The 21,556-nt window shown below is 72.6% G+C and carries 17 protein-coding genes; 9 read left to right on the plus strand and 8 right to left on the minus strand.

The genetic code is table 11. The features are described 5' to 3' along the window. Window positions 1–121 precede the first annotated feature (121 nt). Entirely contained in the window at window positions 122–1,333 is a 1,212-nt protein-coding gene (locus tag EFK50_RS08690) for a pyridoxal phosphate-dependent aminotransferase (RefSeq protein ID WP_123227194.1), read from the minus strand. 257 nt (window positions 1,334–1,590) lie between these two features. Between EFK50_RS08690 and EFK50_RS08695 the strand changes: the two genes are divergently transcribed. Continuing rightward, window positions 1,591–4,020 carry a helix-turn-helix domain-containing protein gene (locus EFK50_RS08695; protein ID WP_123227195.1) on the plus strand — a complete coding sequence of 810 codons (2,430 nt, stop codon included), beginning with the start codon at window positions 1,591–1,593 and terminating at the stop codon, window positions 4,018–4,020. Here the strand turns inward: EFK50_RS08695 and EFK50_RS08700 are convergent. Together EFK50_RS08700 and EFK50_RS08705 are read right to left on the minus strand one after the other, a co-directional pair. Next, window positions 4,017–6,524, minus strand: coding sequence for an Ig-like domain-containing protein (locus EFK50_RS08700; RefSeq protein ID WP_123227196.1), 2,508 nt, complete (start codon window positions 6,522–6,524; stop codon window positions 4,017–4,019). The genes EFK50_RS08695 and EFK50_RS08700 overlap by 4 nt on opposite strands. A gap of 93 nt (window positions 6,525–6,617) precedes the next feature. Beyond that, entirely contained in the window at window positions 6,618–7,517 is a 900-nt protein-coding gene (locus EFK50_RS08705) for a LysR family transcriptional regulator (protein ID WP_183407736.1), read from the minus strand. A 70-nt stretch (window positions 7,518–7,587) separates the two neighbouring features. On the opposite strand from EFK50_RS08705, the gene gabT reads away from it, so the two are divergent. Genes gabT through EFK50_RS08725 form a run of 4 tightly spaced genes read left to right on the plus strand, consistent with a single transcriptional unit; the run spans window position 7,588 to window position 11,971 of the window. Then, window positions 7,588–8,916, plus strand: coding sequence for a 4-aminobutyrate--2-oxoglutarate transaminase (gene gabT / locus EFK50_RS08710; RefSeq protein ID WP_123228589.1), 1,329 nt, complete (start codon window positions 7,588–7,590; stop codon window positions 8,914–8,916). Then, the gene (locus tag EFK50_RS08715) at window positions 8,913–10,184 is read left to right on the plus strand and encodes a Glu/Leu/Phe/Val family dehydrogenase (protein WP_123227198.1); all 1,272 of its coding nucleotides are present in this window, start codon (window positions 8,913–8,915) and stop codon (window positions 10,182–10,184) included. The genes gabT and EFK50_RS08715 overlap by 4 nt, the downstream gene beginning before the upstream one ends. A 9-nt stretch (window positions 10,185–10,193) precedes the next feature. Further along, on the plus strand, window positions 10,194–11,672 hold the full coding sequence (locus EFK50_RS08720; protein WP_425454379.1) for an NAD-dependent succinate-semialdehyde dehydrogenase: 1,479 nt from the start codon (window positions 10,194–10,196) through the stop codon (window positions 11,670–11,672). Then, window positions 11,669–11,971, plus strand: coding sequence for a WhiB family transcriptional regulator (locus tag EFK50_RS08725; RefSeq protein ID WP_123227199.1), 303 nt, complete (start codon window positions 11,669–11,671; stop codon window positions 11,969–11,971). Before EFK50_RS08720 ends, EFK50_RS08725 begins: the two co-directional genes overlap by 4 nt. Before the next feature lie 4 nt (window positions 11,972–11,975). On the opposite strand, the gene EFK50_RS08730 is transcribed toward EFK50_RS08725, so the two are convergent. The 4 genes from EFK50_RS08730 to EFK50_RS08745 all read right to left on the minus strand — a co-directional run bounded on the left by EFK50_RS08730 (window position 11,976) and on the right by EFK50_RS08745 (window position 16,478). Continuing rightward, a complete protein-coding gene (locus tag EFK50_RS08730; protein WP_123227200.1) occupies window positions 11,976–13,151 on the minus strand; it encodes an acyl-CoA dehydrogenase family protein in 1,176 nt (391 codons plus the stop codon). After that, the gene (locus EFK50_RS08735; RefSeq protein ID WP_221177335.1) at window positions 13,148–14,314 is read right to left on the minus strand and encodes a CaiB/BaiF CoA transferase family protein; all 1,167 of its coding nucleotides are present in this window, start codon (window positions 14,312–14,314) and stop codon (window positions 13,148–13,150) included. Before EFK50_RS08735 ends, EFK50_RS08730 begins: the two co-directional genes overlap by 4 nt. A gap of 17 nt (window positions 14,315–14,331) precedes the next feature. After that, entirely contained in the window at window positions 14,332–15,462 is a 1,131-nt protein-coding gene (locus tag EFK50_RS08740) for an NAD(P)/FAD-dependent oxidoreductase (RefSeq protein ID WP_123227201.1), read from the minus strand. A 71-nt stretch (window positions 15,463–15,533) separates the two neighbouring features. Then, on the minus strand, window positions 15,534–16,478 hold the full coding sequence (locus EFK50_RS08745) for an EamA family transporter (RefSeq protein WP_183407737.1): 945 nt from the start codon (window positions 16,476–16,478) through the stop codon (window positions 15,534–15,536). Between the two features lie 105 nt (window positions 16,479–16,583). Between EFK50_RS08745 and fdxA the strand changes: the two genes are divergently transcribed. From fdxA to EFK50_RS08765, 4 genes are read left to right on the plus strand one after another with little or no spacing between them, the layout of a single operon-like run. Continuing rightward, window positions 16,584–16,928, plus strand: coding sequence for a ferredoxin (gene fdxA / locus EFK50_RS08750; RefSeq protein WP_123227203.1), 345 nt, complete (start codon window positions 16,584–16,586; stop codon window positions 16,926–16,928). 30 nt (window positions 16,929–16,958) lie between these two features. Further along, complete coding sequence (locus EFK50_RS08755; protein ID WP_148046105.1) at window positions 16,959–18,194, plus strand: Gfo/Idh/MocA family protein; 1,236 nt, start codon at window positions 16,959–16,961, stop codon at window positions 18,192–18,194. A 25-nt stretch (window positions 18,195–18,219) separates the two neighbouring features. Further along, on the plus strand, window positions 18,220–19,416 hold the full coding sequence (locus EFK50_RS08760) for an amidohydrolase family protein (RefSeq protein WP_123227205.1): 1,197 nt from the start codon (window positions 18,220–18,222) through the stop codon (window positions 19,414–19,416). Window positions 19,417–19,418: 2 nt separating this feature from the next. Continuing rightward, window positions 19,419–20,684 carry an amidohydrolase gene (locus EFK50_RS08765; protein ID WP_123227206.1) on the plus strand — a complete coding sequence of 422 codons (1,266 nt, stop codon included), beginning with the start codon at window positions 19,419–19,421 and terminating at the stop codon, window positions 20,682–20,684. Here the strand turns inward: EFK50_RS08765 and EFK50_RS08770 are convergent. After that, window positions 20,656–21,381 carry a GntR family transcriptional regulator gene (locus EFK50_RS08770; protein ID WP_183407738.1) on the minus strand — a complete coding sequence of 242 codons (726 nt, stop codon included), beginning with the start codon at window positions 21,379–21,381 and terminating at the stop codon, window positions 20,656–20,658. The two genes, EFK50_RS08765 and EFK50_RS08770, sit on opposite strands and share 29 nt — an antisense overlap. Window positions 21,382–21,556 lie beyond the last annotated feature (175 nt).

The following is a 21,556-nucleotide window of genomic DNA, read 5'->3' on the forward strand; positions in this document are numbered from 1 at the left end:
CCTACGGGCACCCCACCCCCCGCTGAACAGGCCCAACAGGCACGTTGAATAGGCCGTCACTGTCGGTTGAACAGGCCCTTCTTGGGCCTATTCAACGGGCTTTTCGGGCCCATTCGACGAATCAGGCGAAGAGCTTCTGGAGGCGGGTGATTCCCTCGACGAGGTCGTCGTCGCCGAGGGCGTAGGAGAGGCGGAGGTAGCCCGGGGAGCCGAACGCCTCGCCGGGGACGAGCGCGACCTCGACGGTGTCGAGGATGTACTCGGCGAGCTCCGCCGAGGTCTCGATCACGCGGCCGTCGTACTCCTTGCCGAGCATCCCCTTGACCGACGGGTAGGCGTAGAACGCACCCTTCGGTTCCGGGCAGACCAGCCCGTCGATCTCGTTGAGCATCGCGACGATCGTCTTGCGGCGGCGGTCGAACGCCACCTTCATCTCGGCGACCGCCTGGAGGTCGCCGCCGACCGCCGCGACCGCTGCCCACTGGGAGACGTTGGCGACGTTCGAGGTGGCGTGCGACTGGAGGTTGGTCGCGGCCTTCACCAGGTCCGGCGGGCCGATGATCCAGCCGACCCGCCAGCCGGTCATCGCGTAGGTCTTCGCGACCCCGTTGACGATCACGCACTGGTCGGCGAGCTCGGGGCAGAGCACCGGCAGCGAGCCGGTCTCGAAGTCGTCGTACACGAGGTGCTCGTAGATCTCGTCGGTCAGCACCCAGAGCCCGGAGGCCTCGACCCAGGCGCCGATCGCGCGGATCTCGTCGGCCGAGTAGACCGCGCCGGTCGGGTTCGACGGGGAGTTGAAGAGGAGCACCTTGGTGCGCTCGGTGCGGGCGGCCTCGAGCTGCTCCACGGTGACCTTGTAGTCGGTGGTCTCGTCGGCGCTGACCTCCACCGGGACGCCGCCGGCGAGCTTGATGACCTCGGGGTACGTCGTCCAGTACGGCGCGGGCACGATGACCTCGTCGCCGGGATCGAGCAGTGCGGCGAAGGCCTGGTAGATCGCCTGCTTGCCGCCGTTGGTGACGACCACCTGGGCCGGGTCGACGACGTACCCGCTGTCGCGCAGGGTCTTCTCGGCGATCGCCTTCTTGAGCTCCGGGATGCCGCCGGCCGGGGTGTAGCGGTGGCTCTTCGGGTCGCGGCACGCCTCGACCGCGGCGTCGACGATGTACGCCGGCGTCGGGAAGTCCGGCTCGCCCGCGCCGAAGCCGATCACGGGCCGCCCCTGGGCCTTGAGACCCTTCGCCTTCGCGTCGACCTTGAGGGTCGCGGACTCGCCGATGGAGCCGATTCGGTGGGAGATGCGACGGGGGGCCGGGGCGCTGGAACTCATGCACCAATCCTAGGTGCGGCACGCGTCGGCTCAGTGAGCGGACCGCTGGTCGGACGCTCGTTCCGGCACCCCTCGCATCCCCGTATCGCGGGATGGTCCGAGCAGGAGCGTGCTGGTCGTGATGAACCGGCGAACCCGATGAGCGCCCGCAACGTAGACACCGTCCAGGTCGTGCTCAGCGAGCCGGCCGGAACGTGCTGAGGTGATCGTCGGCGGAGGGGTGGGCGACGACCGGGGCTTTCCGTCACAATCGGCAGATGCCTCTCGGGACGACCGGCCGCGACGACACCCTCCAGGTGGTCCGCGTCGCCCTGGACGACCCGGGTACCTCGGTGATCCTGATCGCCGGCGAGGCGGGTGTCGGCAAGTCGCACCTGCTCGGCCTGGTCGGTGCGGAGCCGGGTCTCGTGGTCGTCGACGACCTGCACCGGTACGACGACCACGCCCGCGCCGCTGCACTGACGGCCGCCCGCGAGCCGGGTCAGACCCTGGTCGCCACCGTGCGCACCGAGGCCGGTCGGTTCCCCGAGGAGATCGCCGCGTTCGGCTACGACCCGGGGGTCGTCGTGGTCGTGGTCGAGCCGTTCACAGGTGCCGAGATGGAGGCCTTCGTCGGCGAGCTGCTCGGCGGCGCGGTGGACGCACGGCTCTCCGCGGAAGTGTGCCGGCGAAGCGGCGGAATCGCGCTCTTCGCCGCGCAGCTGGTCAACGAGGCCCGCAGCCGCGGAGTCATCGAGCGGTCCGCCTCCGGGTGGTTCCTGACCGCGCCGCTGATGGTGCCGGTCGGCCTGCGCCAGCAGCTGGCCGTCCGGCTGGACGGCCTGTCCGCGGCGGGAGTCGCGGCGGCCGAGCTGCTCGCCGGCTCGGACGCGCTGACGGTCGAGGCCGCCGAACGCTCCGGACACGCCCCCGGGCTCGACGCGCTGAGCGCGGCCGGCGTCGCGCGGTGGGACCAGGACGTCCTCCGTTTCGTGCACCCGCTCTACGCCGAGGTCGTCTGGGAACCGCTCTCGCCGTTGCGCCGCCGCGCGGTGCTGCGCGAGCAGCTCGCCCTGGAAGCCGGCAGCGCAGCACCGGATCCGGTACGGCTGGCGGTGCTGGGTCTCGGCGCCGGTGAGCCGGCCGACCCCGGCTCGCTGCTGGTGGCGGCCCGGCTGGCCAACGCGGCCGGCAACGCCGAGTCCGCCTGCCGGCTGGCCGAGGCGGCGCTGGCCGCGGGCACCGGGGACCAGGTGGCTGCGGCTGCCGGGCTGCTCGCGGGAGCCCAGGCCGAGCTCGGCCTGCTGGACGCGGCGACCGACACCCTGCTCGGCGCGCTGGCCCGGACCGAACCCGGCCCCGCGGCGATCGTGCTCGCGGTGACGCTGCACGAGGTCCGGCTCTGGGGCCGCTTCGACCAGCCCGGCGCGGCCGCGGCACTGCACGCCGAAGCCCGCCGGTACCCGGACGGAGCGCCGTTCGTCACCGAGGCATTCGCGATCGCCGAGGCGGACGGACTCGCCTACGCGGGCCGGGCCGGGGACGCCGTCCGGCTGCTCGACTCGGTCCCCGCCGCCGAGCTGCCGCCGCCGCTCGCGTCGATGCTGGCCACCAGCCGGGCGCACGCGACCACGCTGCTGGGCCGGACCGCGGAGGCGATCACCATCGCCACCGGCGCCCACGAGCAGCTGGTCGAGCTGCTCGAGTCCAGCGTCCCCGGCTCCCGCAGCAAGCACCTGGTGATCGCGAGCCACGCGCTCCGCGAGCACGGCCGGATCCCCGAGGCGATCGAGTACGCCGAACGGGCGCACGCGCTGGCGCTCGCCGACGGCATCGTGGTCGGCCGGGCCTGGGCGGCGCTCAACGTCGCGGCCGGGTTGCTGCAGGCCGGCGACCTGGAGGCCGCCGCCACCTGGGCGCAACGGAGCTTGGTCGCGGCGACCTCGGCCGGGATGGTCGACTGCGAACGGCTGGCGCTGGGGGCACTCTGCGTCTGCGACGGCAGCCGCGGTCGCGAGCCGGACGCCGACCTGGTGGAACGGTTGCGGACCCTCCCGGACGGGGTCGGGTTCCTGCTGCACCAGCTCCCGATCGGGCTGGCCTGGGCCGCCTACGCACGCGGTGCCCGGGCGACGGCGTTGGACTTGCTGCGCGCCGGGCAGGACCGCGCCGCCGCGGACGACGCGGTCAGCAGCGAGTCCTGGATCATCCACGAGCGGTTGCGGATGGGGGATCCCACCCGACTGGACGACCGGCTCGGGGAGCTGGCCACCGGAGCGCCGCTGGCGCGCGCCCGGCACCTGCTGGCCGCTGGTCTTGCCGATGCGGACGCGGAGCTGCTGCGCTCCGCCGGGGATGCCTTCGCGGCGCTCGGCGCCCGGCTGTTCGCGGCCGAGGCCTACGCCACCGCTGCCCGGGCGGCGGCCGGCCGCCCGGCCGCGGCACTACGCCGGCGGGCGGCGGCGGAGGCCGCCCGGGTCGGCTCCCCGGTGACGCCGCTGCTCCGCGGGATCGCCGCGGACCCGCTCAGCCCGCGCGAGCGGTTGATCGCCGAGGCCGCCGCGGCCGGCGAGTCCAACGCCCAGATCGCCACCCGGCTGACGCTCTCGCTGCGCACGGTCGAGAACCACCTGGCGCGGGCGTACGCCAAGCTCGGCATCGAGTCCCGGGCCCAGCTCGACGGCTCGCTCGACGTCCGCTCCGACTAGCGCACCTTCCGGACCGCGCTGGTCGCCGGCACCCGGCCGGCGTCCGCCGGGATCAGCACCCGGTAGGAGGCACCTTTCCTGGTGGCCTTCACCACGAACCGGTACGACGCCCCGGCGGCGACCGTGAGGGCCAGCGTCGCGGTCCGGGTCCGGGTCCGGGCCACGGTCCTCCAGGCCCCGGTGCCGATCCGGCGCTGCAGCAGCACCGGCGTACCGGCGCGGGCCGGGGTGGTCCGGCCGGTGACTACCACCTTCCTGGCGCTCTTGCGCGCCGCCATCGACACCAGCGGCCGGACGTCGATCGCCACGGTCGCCGAGCCGCGCGCGTACGCCGGCACCCACCAGCGGTAGAACGCCCGCGCCGACGGCCGCGGCAGCACCCGGCTGACGGCGCCCGCGGTGGTCGGGACGAGCCCGCCGGCCAGCACCGGGACGGGCGGGTTCGTCGGGCCGCGGCGCAGCTCGGTGAGGGCGGTGGTCAGGTCGACGTCGGTGCCGGTCAGGGTGCCCTTGACGGTCGGGACCGCGGGCCACACGACGGTTCGCGGCGCGGTGATGCCGACCGCGGTGACGACGCTCGGGGTCGCGACGACCGTCCGGACCAAGGACGCCGAGCCGCGACTGAAGGTGACCTCGAACGGGCCGCACGTCCCCGGCGTGAAGACCACGGTGGCGACACCGGCCGCGGAGAACTCGCCGGTGCTGAAGACCGTGTTCGTGGTGGGGTCGGGTAGCCAGGATGCCTCCAGCGCCACCTGCCCGGTGGTGACCGGGGCCCCGGACTGGCGCTTCGCGCGCACCTGGTACGACGCCGACCCGTCGCAGCGCACGAACTGCGGACCCTCGACGGTCACCGACGCCACCGGGTCCGGGTCGTAGCTGACCGACCCGAGCGGCACCAGCACGTCCGGGTTGCTGACGCTGCGCAGGCTGACCAGGAAGGTACCGGCCTGGGTGGGCGTGTGGGAGAGCTGGACCAGCCCGGCTGCGTCGCTGGTGTCGGTGTCCACCACCACCTGGGTGGCCTCCGTCGGGCCGACCAGGAGCTGGATCTGCTCGCCCACCGCGAGGTCGCCGGAGAGCCGGGTCACGACCGCTGACACCGAGGTGCTGGTCATGCCGGTCGGGTCGATCCCGGCGACCGGGTTCGCGACCACCTCGATCTCAGCCGTGGCGGTGTCGTAGCCGCCGCGGCCGTCGGTCATCCGGTAGGTCAGCGTGTCCGGGCCGGTGTACCCGGGCGCCGGCGTGTAGCGGCAGCTGCCGTGGGCGCAGGTGGCCGTGCCGTGCTCGGGCGCGACGGTGATCGCGACGGCTTGCAGGCTGTTGCCGTCCGGGTCGGTGTCGTTCGCGGTGAGCGCCAGCGGGTTGCTGGTGTCCACGTAGGCCAGCAGCGAGTCGTTGACCGCGGTCGGCAGCGCGTTGATCCGGGAGGCGCAGCCGTGCTCGTCCGCGTGCAGCCGGAGGTTGTCGAGGAACACTCCCGTGTCGACCTCGGCGTCGGCGTTGGCGGAGAGCGGGCCGTCGAAGACCGAGAGGTAGAGGTGGTGCACTCCGGGGGTGACGCCGACGGTGGCGGTGCGCAGCCCGGTCAGCCCGGCGTACCCGGTGCCGTTGGGGTCACCGGTCCACTGCGCCGGCGCGAGCAGCGGGCTGCCGGTGCCGAGGGAGTCGACCACGAAGGCGTCCTGTCCGCCGAGGCCGTCGGCGCCCGACCCGCTCTGCGACCAGTCGTCGGAGTCCAGCTGTGCCACGAAGCCGTCGGCCGCCGGCGAGAAACCCGGTTCCGGCACGAACTCGTCGGAGCCGATCACGTAGTCGAAGGAGAGGCAGTTCTTGTCGTCCGGGACGTCCACGGTGAGCTTGTACGTCGAGACGTCCCGAGCCAGTCCGTGTCCCTCGGTGACGCCGACGCTCCCCCAGACCTCACCGGTGTCCGGGCCGCCGGGGGTGGCTGCCGAGGCCGCCAGCCCGGTGGTCATCAGCGCCACCGAGCCGTTGATCTCGGGGAGCGCGGTCGGGATCAGGCTCTGCTCGGCGTGCGCGTCGAGCGTGGACGAGTCGTCGGCGCACCGCGGCCAGGAACCCGAGACGATGGCGGCGCCGTCGAGAGCACCGGTCAGGTGTCCGCAGTCGGGCGCGTCGGCGATGTCGATCTGCACCAGTCCGAGCTCGGTGACGTCGCCGTCGCTGACGAGGTACTGGAACTGGGCGGCGCCGTGGAAGTCGAGCGTCGGACGGAAGATGACCCGCCCGGTCTCGAAGGTGAGCTGGCCGTTCACGGCTCCCTGCACGCCGGTCACCGACAAGGTGTCGTCGTCGAGGTCGTAGTCGTTCTGGAGCAGCTGGTCGAAGGGGATCAGGAGCGTCTCGTTCTCCAGGATGCTGAACTGGTCACTCTCCGCGACCGGGCTCGCCGCGACGGCCGGCGTGGTCGGGGCGACGGTGACCGCCCCGATCACCAGGACCCCGGCGAGGGCGGAGACGAGACGGCGGACGGGCATGGGGCCTCCCAAGATTGGCGGCGGGTCGCAGAGCAGACCGACGCTAGACCTGGAACCCGGGCGGTGGCTTGAGTAGTGACTACTCAAGAGGTCTCAACGGTCGAAGGCGGCCTCGGGTCCGTAGGTCCCGATGCAGAACTCGCGCAGCCGTGCGGCGATCGCGCCGAGTGCCGCGCTGGCGTGGTGGTCCCGCGCCCAGGCGGCGTACAGGCGCACCGAGACGGTGTCGTCCCGGGGGCCGATCGGCACCGGGACCAGGCCGAAGCGCGGGTCGTCGGAGAGCGCGGTGACGCCGCGGCCGGCGGCAACCATCGCCTGCGCGACCTCGGGGGTGGAGAGCTCGACCGGCTGCTCGCGGTACCCCAGACCCGCAGCCCGTACGGCGGCGTCCAGCGCCCGTCGCGACTGGTGCTCCTCGGAGAGGACCAGCAGCTCTTCGTCCAGGACGTCGGCGAGCCGGACCCGATCGCGACCGGCCCACGGGTGGCCGGCCGGCACGAAGGCCCAGACCGGCAGCCGTGCGATCGGGATCCACTCGAGCGCGTCACTGGGGCGCTCGGTGCCGATGGCGAGGTCGGCGCCGTGGGTCAGCGTCTCGTAGATGTCGGCGGGCAGCTCGTCCTGGAAGGTGGGCATCGGGTCCTCCGGTCCCCAGCCAGCCAGGAACGGGGCGATCACGTCGCGCATCGTCGTCCGGGTCGCGGTCAGCCGGACGGAGGTCAGCTTGCCGCTGGCGATGTCGGCGGCGGTCCGCTCGACGAGCTCGAACCGGGCGACCAGCTCCTCGGCGGCGCCGCGGAACTGCCGGCCGGCGGAGTTCAGCACCAGGCGCTTGTCGGACCGGTCGAAGAGGTCGAATCCGAGCAGCCGCTCCAGGGCCCGGATCTGGCGGGACAACGACGGTTGGGTGACGTGCACCAGGTCGGCGGCCGCGGTGACGGAGCCGGCGTCGGCGACCGCCAGGAAGTAGCGCAGCGAGCGGATCTCGATCATGCCTGTAAAGCATAGAGGTTGATCGAAATGAGCATTGGACAGCATGGATAATTGGATCCAGGATTCTCCTATGACCGATCTTCCGCAGGAACTCCGCCTGGTCACGGCCATCCCCGGCCCCAAGTCCCAGGCCCTCGCCGCCCGCAAGGCCGCTGCCGTCGCCGACGGCGTCGGCACCACCCTGTCCGTCTACGCCGCCGCTGCCGGTGGCGGGGTCGTGGTCGACGTCGACGGCAACTCGCTGATCGACCTCGGCTCGGGCATCGCGGTCACGACCGTCGGTAACAGCGCGCCGCGGGTCGTCGACGCGGTCACCGCCCAGGTCGCCGCGTTCACGCACACCTGCTTCATGGTCACCCCGTACGACGGCTACGTCGAGGTCGCCGAGGCGCTCAACCGGCTGACGCCGGGCGACCACGAGAAGCGCACCGCGCTCTTCAACTCCGGTGCCGAGGCCGTCGAGAACGCCGTCAAGATCGCCCGCGCGCACACCAAGCGCCAGGCGGTCGTCGCGTTCGACCACGCCTACCACGGCCGCACCAACCTGACGATGGCGCTGACCGCGAAGTCGATGCCGTACAAGTCCGGCTTCGGTCCGTTCGCGCCCGAGACCTACCGGGTCCCCGCCTCGTACCCGTACCGGGACGGTGGCGTCAGCGGTCCGGAGGCCGCCCGCACCGCGATCGACCTGATCGAGAAGCAGGTCGGCGCCGGCAACCTCGCCGCCGTGATCATCGAACCGATCCAGGGCGAGGGCGGCTTCGTCGAGCCCGCGCCCGGCTTCCTGCCTGCGCTGGTCGCGTGGTGCCGGGAGAACGGCGTGGTCTTCATCGCGGACGAGGTGCAGACCGGCTTCGCCCGGACCGGCGACCTGTTCGCCTGCGACCACGAGGGCATCGTCCCCGACCTGATCGTCACCGCGAAGGGCATCGCCGGCGGCCTGCCGCTCTCGGCGGTCACCGGCACCGCCGAGATCATGAACGCCGCGCACGTCGGCGGCCTCGGCGGCACCTACGGCGGCAACCCGCTCGCCTGCGCCGCGGCCCTGGCTGCGATCGAGACCATCGAGGCCGACGGCCTGGTCGCCCGCGCGCGCGAGATCGGCGAGCTGGCCCTCGGCCGTCTCCGGAAGGCGCAGGAGTCCGACCCGCGCATCGGTGACGTCCGCGGCCGCGGCGGGATGGTGGCCGTGGAGCTGGTGAAGGACGCCGCCGGCACCCCCGACCCCGAGCTGACCAAGCAGGTCGCCGCGGCGGCGCACCTGCGCGGCGTGATCGTGCTGACCTGCGGCACCTACGGCAACGTGCTCCGGCTGCTGCCGCCGCTCTCGATCAGCGACGAGCTGCTCACCACCGGCCTCGAGGTCCTCGAGTCCGTACTCGCGGAGACCCGGGCATGACCGCGACGGCCGACCTGCTCCAGGTCCCCGCGGGCCCGCTCCACGACGCCCGCACCCAGCTGCGCGACGCGACCGACCTGCTCGGCTACGAGGAGGGCGTCTTCAAGATGCTCGCGACTCCTCGCCGGGAAGTCACCGTCAGCATCCCGCTGCGACGCGACGACGGCACCATCGACCTCTTCACCGGTCACCGGGTGCAGCACAACTTCTCCCGCGGTCCGGCCAAGGGCGGTCTCCGCTACAGCCCGGACGTGGACCTGGACGAGGTCCGCGCGCTGGCGATGTGGATGACCTGGAAGTGCGCCCTGCTGGACGTTCCGTACGGCGGCGCCAAGGGTGGGGTCCGGATCGATCCGCGGAACTACTCGCAGGCCGAGCTGGAGCGGGTCACCCGCCGCTACACCAGCGAGATCAGCCCGATCATCGGTCCCGAGCGCGACATCCCGGCTCCCGACATCGGCACCGACGAGCGCACGATGGCGTGGCTGATGGACACCTACTCCGTCCAGCAGGGTTACACCGTCCTCGGCGTCACCACCGGCAAGCCGCTCAGCCTGGGCGGATCGCTCGGCCGCAGCACGGCCACCTCCCGCGGCGTCGTGCACGTGGCCCTCGCCGCGATGGAGTCCCGCGGGATCACCCCGGCCTCGGCGACCGCCGCGGTCCAGGGCTTCGGCAAGGTCGGCCGGTACGCCGCGCGCTTCCTCGCCGAGGCCGGCACCCGGGTCACCGCGGTCTCCGACCAGTACGGCGCGATCGGCGACCCCGCCGGGCTCGACATCCCGGCCCTCGAGGACCACGTCGACGCCACCGGCAGCGTGGTCGGCTTCGCCCGCAGTGAGCCGATGGACGCCGAGGAGCTGCTGTTCCTCGAGGTCGACCTGCTGGTCCCCGCCGCGGTCGAGGGCGTCCTGCGCGCCGACAACGCGGACCGGGTCCGGGCCCGGGTGATCGTCGAGGGCGCCAACGGCCCGACGACCCCGGAGGCCGACGCGATCCTGCAGGCGGCGGACCGCCTTGTCGTCCCGGACATCCTGGCGAACGCCGGCGGCGTGATCGTCTCCTACTTCGAGTGGGTCCAGGCCAAGGAGGCGTACTGGTGGTCCGTCGACGAGGTCGAGAGCCGGCTCGCGCAGCGGATGACCTCGGCCTGGGAGCGGGTCAGCGAGCACGCCCTCAAGCTCGACGTACCGCTCCGCACGGCCGCCACCTGCCTCGCCGTCGAACGAGTCGCCCAAGCGCACCTGCAGCGCGGGCTCTACCCCTAAGGACCATCGTTGAACACCACCACCCTTGAGCACGCCGTCCCCGCCGACCTGGTGTTGCCGGCCGACCTTCCCACCGGAGTCCTGATCCACGGGGAGTTCGTCGGCACCGCGACGACGTTCGCGGTCCACGACCCGGCATCGACGGCTCTGATCGCCGAGGTCGCCGACGGCGGTACCGGCGAGGCCGCCCGTGCGGTCGACGCTGCGGCAGCCGCCTTCCCGGCCTGGTCGCAGACGCCGCCGCGCGGGCGGTCGGAGGTGCTGCGTCGCGCGTACGAGCTGATGATCGCCGAGCGCGAGGAGCTCGCCGCGCTGATCTGCCTGGAGAACGGGAAGTCGCTCGACGACGCCCGGGGCGAGGTCACCTACGCGGCCGAGTTCTTCCGCTGGTTCAGCGAGGAGGCGGTCCGGATCGACGGCGACTACGGCGTCGCGCCGGCAGGGGGGACCCGCACCCTGGTCACGCAGAAGCCGGTCGGCGTCGCCGCCCTGGCGACGCCCTGGAACTTCCCGGCCGCGATGGCGACCCGGAAGATCGCACCGGCGCTGGCGGCCGGCTGCACGGTGGTGCTGAAGCCGGCGGCGGAGACCCCGCTCACCGCCCTGGTGATCGGCGACATCCTCACCCGGGCCGGCGCCCCCGCGGGCGTGGTGAACATCGTGGCCACCACCGACCCGGCCGGGGTCGTCTCCACCTGGCTGACCGACGAGCGGGTCACCAAGCTCTCCTTCACCGGCTCCACCGCGGTCGGGCGCACCCTGCTGCGCCAGACCGCCGACCGGGTCCTCAACACGACCATGGAGCTCGGCGGCAACGCGCCGTTCATCGTGACCGGCGACGCCGACGTGGCCGCCGCGGTCCGCGGTGCGATGCTCGCCAAGTTCCGCAACGGCGGCCAGGCCTGTACGGCGGCCAACCGGCTCTACATCCACGACGCGGTCGCCGACGAGTTCACCGCCCGCTTCGGTGCCGCCGTCGAGGCGCTGCGGGTCGGTCCCGGCTACGCCCCCGACACCCAGGTCGGCCCGCTGGTCTCCGAGCGCGCCGTCGCCGGGGTGGGTCGCCTGGTCGACGAGGCCGTCGCCGACGGTGCCACGATCGCGCACCGGGCGCACGTCCCCGAGCACGGCTGGTACTACCCGCCGACGGTGCTCACCGGTGTCCGCCCGGACGCGGCACTGGTCTCCGAGGAGATCTTCGGTCCGGTCGCCCCGATCATCACCTGGCGGGACCGGGACGAGCTGATCGAGCAGGCCAACAGCACCGAGCTCGGGCTGGCGTCGTACGTCTTCTCCCGCGACGTCCGGGACGCGCTCCAGATCGCCGAGCGCCTCGACACCGGCATGGTCGGCATCAACCGGGGCATCGTCTCCGACCCGGCCGCTCCGTTCGGCGGCACCAAGCAGAGCGGTCTCGGCCGCGAAGGCGCCAGCGAAGGGATCAAGGCCTTCCAGGAGACGCAGTACTACAGCGTCGACTGGGCGTGACCGCGACCGCAGCACCCGTCGCGTCCCGGCTCCGGGTCCCCGAGGACTCCGACTGGACGCAGGCCGCAGCCTGCGCGGACGAGGACCCGGAGCTCTTCTTCCCGGTCGGGGAGAAGGGGACCGCTCCGGCCCAGCTGGAGCTGGCTCGCGCGGTCTGCCTCGGCTGCCCCGTCGTCGAGCCCTGCCTCCAGTTCGCCCTGGACGTCGGCGTCACCGACGGGATGTGGGGCGCGACCTCGCCGCGGGAGCGCCGCGCGATGACCGGGCGGCGCAACCCGCGGTACTACTACGAGGACTGACCGGTCAGCGGAACGCCGACTGCCCGGTCAGCTTCTCCCCCACGATCAGTGTGTGCATCTCGACGGTGCCCTCGTAGGTCAGCACCGACTCCAGGTTGTTCATGTGCCGGATCACCGGGTACTCCAGCGAAATCCCGTTCGCGCCGAGGATCGTGCGGGCGGTCCGGCAGATCTCCAGGGCGGCCCGGACGTTGTTGAGCTTGCCCAGGGAGACCTGCTCGGGACGGCTCAGGTGGGCGTCCTTCAGTCGGCCGAGGTGGGCCGCCAGCAGCACGCCCTTGGTGTACTCCAGCGTCATCTCGACGAGCTTCTGCTGGGTAAGCTGGAACCCGTCGATCGACCGGCCGAACTGCACCCGGTCGGCGGCGTACGCGCGTGCGGCCTCGATCGAGGAACGGGCGGCGCCGAGGGCGCCCCAGACGATGCCGTAGCGGGCCTCGTTCAGGCAGCCGAGCGGGCCGCGGAGTCCGGTGACCTCGGGCAGCACCGCGTCCGCCGGAAGGCGTACCCCGTCGAGGACCAGCTCGCTGGTGACCGAGGCCCGCAGCGACAGCTTGTGCTTGATCAGCGGAGCGGAGAACCCAGGAGTGTCGGTCGGTACGACGAACCCGCGGACTCCCTCCTCGGTGCCGGCCCAGACGATGGCGACGTCGGCGACGCTGCCGTTGGTGATCCACATCTTCCGGCCGTCGAGCACCCAGTCGGCGCCGTCGCGGCGGGCCCGGGTGCGCATGCTGCCCGGGTCGGACCCGACGTCCGGCTCGGTCAGGCCGAAGCAGCCGATCAGCTCGCCAGCCGCCATCCCGGGGAGCCACTGCTGCTTCTGCTCCTCGCTGCCCCACTTCCAGATCGCCGTCATCGCCAACGATCCCTGCACCGAGACCAGCGACCGGATCCCGGAGTCGGACGCCTCGAGCTCCAGGCACGCCAGCCCGTACTCGGTCGCCGACATGCCGGCGCACCCGTAGCCGGTCAGGTGCATCCCGAGCAGCCCGAGCTTGCCGAACTCCTTGGTCAGACCGCGGACGTCGTCGAGCTGGCCGGTCTCGAACCAGGTCGCCACGTACGGGTCGACCTTGTCGGCGCAGACCTGGCGCACCGTCGCGCGGACCGCCAGCTCGTCGGCGGAGAACAGGTGGTCGAGGTTCGCGAGCTCGTCGATCCTGGAAAGCGCGTTCACGGGTGCATCTCCTTGCTGTCGTCGTCCGCCAACCACTGGCGGACCTGGGTGTTGTGCTCGCCGAGGCGCGGCGGGGCGTCGTACCGGGTGATCGGGGTGGCCGAGAACCGCAACGGGCTGCGCACCTGAGGGGTGCCGCGACCGACGTCGACGGTGGGGTCGAGCCCGAGCTGCTCGGCCAGGGCGAAGGCGTCGGCCAGGTCGCCGACCCGGCCGGCCGGGACGCCGACCCGTTGGAGCCGGTCGCTCCACTCGGCGGCGTCAGCGGTGGCGAGCCGTTCCTCGAGCGCAGCGATCAGCAGCGAGCGGTGCTCGACCCGGGCGGCGTTGGTGGCGAAGCGGGGATCGGTGCCCAGGCCGGGTGCGCCGACCTCGGCGGCGAGCGCCCGGAACTGCGCGTCGTTCCCGCAGCAGATCGCGACCGGTCCGTCGGCGCACGCCAAGGTCTCGTACGGCGCGATCGACGGATGCCGGTTGCCCATCCGGGTCGGCACCGCGCCGGTGCTCAGGTGGCCCGAAGCCTGGTTGACCAGCGAGCCCAGCAGCGAGGAGAGCAGGTTCACCTCGACGCGCTGCCCGACCCCGTCGACGTCCCGGGACCGCAGCGCGGCCAGCACGCCGACGACCGCGTCCTTCGAGGTCAGCACGTCGACCAGGGCGACCCCGGCCTTGACCGGCTGGCCGTCGGCCTCCCCGGTGATGCTCATCAGTCCGCCGACCGCCTGCACCAGGAAGTCGTACCCGGCCAGTGCGGCGCCGCCGGCACTGCCGAAGCCGGTGATCGAGCAGTACACGACAGCGGGGTTGGCGGCTCGTACGGCGTCGTAGTCGAGACCGTGGCGCGCGAGCGCCCCGTCCCGGAAGTTCTCGATGACCACGTCGGCACGGGCAGCCAGCTCGGCGGCCAGCGCCCGGTCGCCGGGATCGGCGAGGTCGAGCTCGACGGAGTGCTTCGACCGGTTCGCGGACTCGAAGTAGCTCGACGAGCTCTCCGTCCACGGCGGGCCCCAGTGCCGGGTGTCGTCGCCCTGCCCGGGTCGCTCCACCTTCACCACGGTCGCGCCGAGGTCGGCGAGGGTCGCGGTCGCCAGCGGTCCGGCGAGCACGCGGCTGAAGTCGGCGACCAGGATGCCGTCCAGCGGCATCGCGACCTCGGTGCTCATCGACCCGCTCTCCATGCCTAGTGGTGGCTCCCCGAACGCATCCACTCGACCGTCGTCGGCGTCCGCCAGGGGTCGTACGTCGCGGCGTCGACGACCGGGTCCGCGTGGCCGGCCATCAACCGGGCCAGGAACTCGGCGAAGGACGGGCCCATCATCGTGCCGTGCGCGTCGAAGCCGGCGAGCACCCAGAGGCCGTCCTCGACCTGCCCGGCGAACGGCTGGCCGTCGCCGCCGGTCTCGTCGGCGTACGAGGTGATCGTGGTCTGGATGCCGGCCTCGGCGAACACCGGCGCCCGGACCATCGCCGCCTCGCCGAACTCCTCGAGCATGTCGGTCGCCGAGTAGTTCTCCGGGGACCGGCCGGAGACGATCGTGAAGCAGGCGCCGTCGGTCTCGCGCTCGACCTCGAACCCTTTGTCCAGGTCGATGGTCAGCGGCAGCGGCTGGTCGCCGAGCATCGGGGTGGTGAAGCCGGTGTGCACGGTCATCGGGGTGATCGGCAGGTCGAGGCCGAAGGCGCGGGCGAGGGCCGGCGTGCCGAGGCCGGCCGCGATCACCACCCGGTCCGCGACCACGGGCGCCGGTGCGTCCACGAGCCAGCCGGCCGGGGTCCTGATGATGCTGTTGACCGGCTGCCCCTGGCGGAAGGTGACGCCGAGCCGTCGCGCCGCGCGCACGATGCCCTGCAGGCCGTCGGTCGGGTTCACCCGGCCGTCGCCCGGCGACCAGCTGCCGCCGATCAGGCCCTCGGTGCCGAGCCACGGCACCACCGTGGTCAGCTCGGCGGCGGGCACCAGGTGGACGTCGGGGGCACCGGCTGCGCGCTGCACCTCGGCCGCGCGGGTCAGGGCGTCCCACTTCGCCGGGTTGCCGGTCACCATCAGGTAGCCGTCCTCGTGGAACGGGCAGGCCCAGTCGAAGGTCTCCTCGAAGGTCTTCCAGAAGCGCAGGCCGCGGAGGCCGAACTCGACGGCGGCCGGCGTACTGAACTGCTGGCGCACGCCGCCGAACGACCCGGCCGTGCACCCGGAGCCGAGCTGCTTGGACTCGAGCACCACGATGCCGGTCTCGCCCTGGGCGGCCAGGTAGTAGCCGAGTGCGACGCCGGCGATCCCGCCGCCGACGATCACGGTGCCCGCGTTGCTCATCGTTCTCCTTGGATCAGATCGACCTGATTGGATTATGGATCCAATCCTAGGATACGTCCAGTCCGGCCCGATCAGGAGTGCGGGCCGAGCGCCGGCTCCTCCGCCGCGACGACCGGCTCGACCAGCTTGATCAGGATGATCCCCGCGAGGATCAGCGTGCAGCCCGCCCACTGCGGGGTGGTCGGTCCCTGGCTGGAGAGGACGGTGACCCACGCCAGCGACGAGACGACCTCGAGCAGGGCGACGAAGGACGCCGTCCGGGCTCCGAGGCGGCGCGCTGCGACGACCCCGGTCACGTAGGCGAAGCCCGAGGCCAGGATGCCCAGGGTCACCAGCGGTACCCAGTACGCGACCTCGGTGCCGAGGTAGGTGACCGAGCTCGTGCTCGCCTCCAGGGGAACGGCGCCGACCAGCCCGGCTCCGCCGAGTACGACGAACGAGAGCACCAGCCCGAAGGAGACCAGTGCCAGAGGTGGCAACGAGGTCCTCGTGTTGCTCGACTCCAGGAAGTAGATGGCCGTGCCCACCATCCCCAGGCTCGCCCAGATCACTCCGACCCGGTCGAGCTGCACGCCGGAGAAGAGCCCGAGCACCATCGCGAGACCGGCGAACGCGACCAGGCAGCCGCCCAAGGCGAGCGGCGGCGGGCGGTGCCCGTGCCGGAACCAGAGCCACGCCAGGATCGCGATCGGCGCCGAGTACTGGATCAGCAGCGCGGGCGCGACCTCCATCCGCGCCACCGCCGAGTAGGAGCAGAACTGGGTGCCGGCGATCGCGACGGCGCCGTAGACGAGGATCGCGCGCACCTCCTGCCAGGTCCAGGTGCGCAGCGGCGGTGCGATCCGGAGCGCGAACGGCAGCGTGATCGTCGTGCCGAGCACGATCCGGGCCAGGACGACGGCCGCCGGGGACCACCCCGACAGCAGCAACGGCTGGGCGACCGGGCCGGAGAGACCGAAGGTCACCGCGGAGCTGACCGCCGCCAGGTATCCGGTCGCCGGATGCCGTGACAACACCGCTGCTCCGATCGCGAGGACTCCGGTTGACAACCCTTGCGGGCAGTGTATCTTGGATCCAATCTCCATGCTACAGCGATTCAGGTACGCCCGGAAAGGCCCGCGATGACGTTTGCGATCGGCTCAGGATGCGTCGACGTCCGGGACCGCTCGTGCGTGGCGGTCTGCCCGGTCGACTGCATCTACGAGGGCGACCGGAAGCTCTACATCAACCCCGACGAGTGCATCGACTGCGGCGCCTGCATGACCGAGTGCCCGATGAACGCCGTGGTCCGGCTGGAGGACGTCCCGGACTCCGAGCGCGTGATCGCCCTCGACAACGAGGTCTTCTTCACCCAGGTCCTGCCCGGGCGCACCGAGCCGATCGGCTCGCCGGGCGAGGCCGCTCCGCTCGGACGCATCGGCGTGGACACCGAGCTCGTCGCCGCCCTTCCGGTGGCGACTCCGTAGCAGCACCCACACGAACAAGGGAGTGACCTGGTGAACCCAGTCGGAATCGCGCTCGTCGGATGCGGTGGCATGGGCCTCCGCCACCTCCGCGGCTTCGCGGCGCTCCGCAACCGGGGGGTGCCGGGCCCGTTCCTGGCGGCGATCTGCGACAGCGACCTGGTCCGTCGTACCGAGGCCGTCGCGCTGTACCGCGAGCTCACCGGCGACACCGTCCCGGCAGTCGCGTCGATGAGCGAGCTGGAGTCCGTCCCGGGCGTCGCCGGCGTCGACGTCGCCGTCCCGACCGCGCTGCACCTGCCGCTCGCGCTCGAGGCCTTCGACCGCGGCCTGCACGTGCTGGTGGAGAAGCCGATCGCGCTCACCGTCCGGTCCGCGACGCTGATGACCGAGGCGGCGAAGGGGGCCGGCCTGGTCCTGGCCGTCGCCGAGAACTTCCGCCGGGTGCCGGGCAACCGCGCCTTCCGGTCGCTGATCCGCGACGGCGAGATCGGCACGCCGTACTTCACGCTGAGCACGCTCTCGATCCCCTCCGCGATGCTGCACCCGACCGGCGGCGGCGCCTGGTACCGCGACCAGAGCATGGCCGGTTCGCTGGTCGCGCTCGAGATGGGCGTGCACGAGATGGACCTGCTGCAGTACTGGTTCGGGCCGGCCCGCACCGTCGATGCGACCGTCCGGACCTACGAGCCGGAGATCGTCGGCGACGACGGCAGCGTCACCCACGTCACCAGCGAGGACACCTGCCTGGCCCGGGTCGACTTCGACGACAAGCTGAGCGCGCAGGTGACGCTGACGATGGCCGGGCACGGCGAACCCGTCGGCAGCCGGTTCGTGGTCGGCTCCCGGGGCAGCGTCTCGTCGGCCTGCTGGGAAGGCTGGCAGGACGGCTGGTTCACCCCCGACGACGGCGAGCGGGTCCCGGTCGAGGCGACGATCGCCGCCTGGGTCGACGGGTTGTCCGCCCAGGAGCGCGAGCTCTGGCTGCCCGAGGGCACCTGGGACCCGGCTGCGCTCACCCTCGACATCACCGACCCGGTCCGGTACGGCGTCGCCTACGAGATCTTCGACTTCGCCCGCGCCGTCGACAGCGGCACCAGCCCCGAGGTCGGCGGACCCGAGGGTACGGCGGACCTCGCCGCCGCGATCGCGCTGCTGGAGTCCTCCCTCGCCGGGGGGCCGGTCTCGGTGGCCGACGTCGCCGACGGCACCGTGACCGCGTGGCAGGACCCGCTCGACGAACGGCTGCACGACGCCCACCTGATCTGACCCCGACGCACCCGGAGAGGCCGCCATGCCGAACGCCACCCCCGACACCGCACCGATGACGTTGCTCCGCGGGGCCGAGCTGGTCCTTCCTCACGGCATCACCGACCAGGGCGACGTCCTCCTGGTCGGTGACCGGATCGCGGCGGTCGGCGGCGACCTGGGCGCCGCCGTCGCGCTCGGGCCCGTGGAGGTCGATGCCTCGGGCCACCGCGCGATCCCGGCCTTCGTCGACCAGCACTGCCACCCGATCGGCGGCGGCGGTGGCGGCGGACCGGAGACCCAGGGCTTCCCGATCCCGGTCGAGCGCTTCGTCGAGGCCGGCGTCGGCACTGTCGTCGGCTGCCTCGGCAACGACTCGGTGGTACGCCGACCCGAAGCGCTCCTCGCCCGGGTCAAGGGGCTCCGCCGGCACGGGTTCGGCGCGCACCTGTACACCGGCGAGATCGGCTACCCGCCGGAGACCGTCACCGGCAGCATCCGCCGCGACCTGGCTCTGCTCGACGAGGTCCGCGGCGTCAAGGCCGCGGTCGGCGGCATCGGCAGCATCACCACCCGGCACCAGCTGGCCGCACTCGCCGGCGAGGCCGCCCGCGGAGCCCGGACCGCCGGCCGCGCTCCGGTCCTGCACCTGCACGTCGAGCCCGCGCTGACCAGCATCGCCCTCGTCGGCCGCGCGATCAGCCGCGGCGACGTCGACCCGACCACGGTGACGGTCACGCACGTGAACTGGAACGAGGCGGTGCTGGCCGAGGGCATCCACCTCGCCGGCCTGGGGGTGAACCTCGATGTCACGGCCTGCATCCGGCCGGACTACTTCCCCGGGGCGATCGCCCCCGAGCAGGCGATCCGCCGGCTCCTCGACGAGGTCGATCCGGACCGGGTGACGATCTCCTCCGATGCCGGCGGCAACCACGGGATCGGCGACGGCACCCTGCTCACCCACCAGCCGGGCCTCCTGCTGGACACCTTCGTCCGCGCCCTGGAGACCGACCTGGTCCCGGTCGAGCAGCTGGTCCGGGTGTTCAGCGCGAACCCGGCCGCCCGGCTCGGGCTGGCCGACGCCGGTGCGCTGACCGCGGGCGCGCGCGCCGACGTCCTGCTGATGGACCGGTCCTCGCACCGTCTCGAGCAGTTCTACCTGGCCGGTCGCCGCGTCCTCGACGCTGGGACCGCGCTGGTCAGCGACCAGGCCGCCAACGAGCGCCCCGACCGGAACCGCTGAGCATGGACGTCATCGCCTGGCGGCGGCAGCTGCACCAACGGCCCGAGCTCGGCTTCCTGGAGTACCGCACCGCCTCGGTCGTGGCCGAGCACCTCGAGGGCCTCGGCTTCGACGTCCGGGTCGGCGAGCGGGTGCTCGACCGCGAGGCCCGGCTAGGAGTCCCCGAGGACACCGAGTCGGAGTGGCGGGCGGCCGTCGAAGAGGGCTACTCGCGGGCCGCGCTCGACCACATGCGCGGCGGCATGACCGGCGTGGTGGCCCGCCTCGACGGCAACCGGCCGGGTCCCACGACCGCGATCAGGGCCGACCTGGATGCGCTGCCGATCAGGGAGGCCGCCACCGACCACCTGCCCAGTGCGGCCGGCTTCGTCTCGGAGCGGCCGGGGGTGATGCACGCCTGCGGCCACGACGGCCACGTCGCCATCGGGCTGGAGCTGGCACACCGGCTGGCGTCGCGGGACTTCCCGGGGTCGGTCCGGCTGATCTTCCAGCCCGCCGAGGAGGGACTCCGGGGCGCCCGGGCGATGGCGATTCCCGAGAACCTCGACGGGGTCGACGACCTCTACACCTTCCACCTCGGGATGGGGGCGCCGAGCGGTGCCGTCTTCGGGGGCGTGCACGGCTCGCTGGCGTCCACCAAGCTGAGGGCGACCTTCCGAGGCCGGGCCGCGCACGCCGGACTCGCGCCGGAGACGGGTCGCAACGCGCTGCTGGCCGCGGCGCACGCCACCCTCGCCGTGCACGCGCTGGTCCAGCACGGCACCGCCGACACCCGGGTCAACGTCGGCTCCTTCGTGGCGCCCGGCACCACCAACGTGATCGCTCCGCTGGCCGAGCTCCGCCTGGAGGTCCGTGCCAGCGAGACCGCGGCGTGCGAGGACCTGGAGGCCCGCACCCGGGCAGCCCTGGACGCCGCGGCGGCGATGTTCGGTGTGAGCTGCGAGGTCGAGACCACCGGCAAGGCGCCGTCCGTGGTCTGCGACCCGGAGCTGGTCAGGCACGTCGCCGAGGTCGCGACCGGCGTACCGGGCGTGGACCGGGCCGATGCGCTCCTGCACGACGGCGGCAGCGACGACGCGTCCTGGCTGATCGACGCGGTCCGCGACGCCGGCGGTCGTGGCACCTACCTGGTCGTCGGGTCGGACCTGCCGTCCGGGCACCACAGCGACCGGTTCGACCTCGACGAGCGCTCGCTGACGATCGCCGTCGACCTCCTCGAACGACTGGTGCGCGACCCGGCTAGCAGGGGCCGTTCGCCGCTGAGGTGACCGCCCGCCAGGGCATCTCCTCGCCGGCCGGCCGGCCGAGGCTGTCGCCGACCACCCGGAGCAGCGACTTGAGCTCGCCGTCGCGGTGCGCGTTCTGCAGCTCGACCACCCGGGCGACGTCACCGGCGACAGCGGCGTCCGCGATCGCGAAGTGCTCCGCCGCGCTGGCGGTGGCGCTCTCCACGTCCTGGAGGTAGAGCGACCGGTACGCGTCGGCGTTCCAGGTCTGCCGGATCGTGTCCACCAGCTGCTCGTGACCCGGCGCGGTGAAGAGCTCGAAGTGGAAGGCGCGGTTCGCGTACGTCGCCGCGACCCGGTCGTGGGCGGCGAGCGCCTGCGCGGTCTCCTCGGCGGCGCGCCGGATCACGTCGAGCTGGGCCGGGGTCAGCCGCGGCACCGCGATCGCCACCGCCTCGGTCTCGAGGAGCTCCCGGATCCGGTAGAGGTCGCTGAGGTCGTCCAGGTTCATCGCGGCGATCTCGTAGCCGCGGTGCGGCTCGTAGACGACCTGCTGCTCGCCCTCGAGGATCCGCAGCGCGTCCCGGACCGGCGCGCGACTGACCCCGAGCTCCTTGGAGATCGCGTCGACGTTGAGCCGGGAGCCGACGACGTACTCGCCCTCCAGCAGTGCTCGTCGCAGCTCCAGCAGCACCGCCTCGACCTGGGTCGGGGGTTTCTGGAAGACGCCGGGGTTCATCGAACTCCTCTGAGATTGAATCCAGGATCCGAAGCGGAGCCTAGCACCGCGGAACTGTTTCAGGGACGTAAAGCCTGTGACCAGTCTCACCGAAACCGTTGACAGATGAGCCGACATCCTGCATTTTGGATCCAATCGCCAATCTGAAGCCTTGGTTTTCGGGACCAGAGCACCT

The organism is Nocardioides marmoriginsengisoli (genome assembly GCF_003725695.1).
Lineage (GTDB): Bacteria > Actinomycetota > Actinomycetes > Propionibacteriales > Nocardioidaceae > Marmoricola > Marmoricola marmoriginsengisoli.

What these genes read in the sequence shown, in the direction of transcription:
- EFK50_RS08740 (WP_123227201.1), bottom strand. Translation starts at nt 15,462, where the DNA reads ATGAGCAACGCGGGCACCGTGATCGTCGGCGGCGGGATCGCCGGCGTC.
- gabT (WP_123228589.1), top strand. Translation starts at nt 7,588, where the DNA reads ATGACCGATCTTCCGCAGGAACTCCGCCTGGTCACGGCCATCCCCGGC.
- EFK50_RS08765 (WP_123227206.1), top strand. Translation starts at nt 19,419, where the DNA reads ATGGACGTCATCGCCTGGCGGCGGCAGCTGCACCAACGGCCCGAGCTC.
- EFK50_RS08770 (WP_183407738.1), bottom strand. Translation starts at nt 21,381, where the DNA reads ATGAACCCCGGCGTCTTCCAGAAACCCCCGACCCAGGTCGAGGCGGTG.
- fdxA (WP_123227203.1), top strand. Translation starts at nt 16,584, where the DNA reads ATGACGTTTGCGATCGGCTCAGGATGCGTCGACGTCCGGGACCGCTCG.
- EFK50_RS08705 (WP_183407736.1), bottom strand. Translation starts at nt 7,517, where the DNA reads ATGATCGAGATCCGCTCGCTGCGCTACTTCCTGGCGGTCGCCGACGCC.
- EFK50_RS08735 (WP_221177335.1), bottom strand. Translation starts at nt 14,314, where the DNA reads ATGAGCACCGAGGTCGCGATGCCGCTGGACGGCATCCTGGTCGCCGAC.
- EFK50_RS08695 (WP_123227195.1), top strand. Translation starts at nt 1,591, where the DNA reads ATGCCTCTCGGGACGACCGGCCGCGACGACACCCTCCAGGTGGTCCGC.
- EFK50_RS08715 (WP_123227198.1), top strand. Translation starts at nt 8,913, where the DNA reads ATGACCGCGACGGCCGACCTGCTCCAGGTCCCCGCGGGCCCGCTCCAC.
- EFK50_RS08760 (WP_123227205.1), top strand. Translation starts at nt 18,220, where the DNA reads ATGCCGAACGCCACCCCCGACACCGCACCGATGACGTTGCTCCGCGGG.
- EFK50_RS08690 (WP_123227194.1), bottom strand. Translation starts at nt 1,333, where the DNA reads ATGAGTTCCAGCGCCCCGGCCCCCCGTCGCATCTCCCACCGAATCGGC.
- EFK50_RS08700 (WP_123227196.1), bottom strand. Translation starts at nt 6,524, where the DNA reads ATGCCCGTCCGCCGTCTCGTCTCCGCCCTCGCCGGGGTCCTGGTGATC.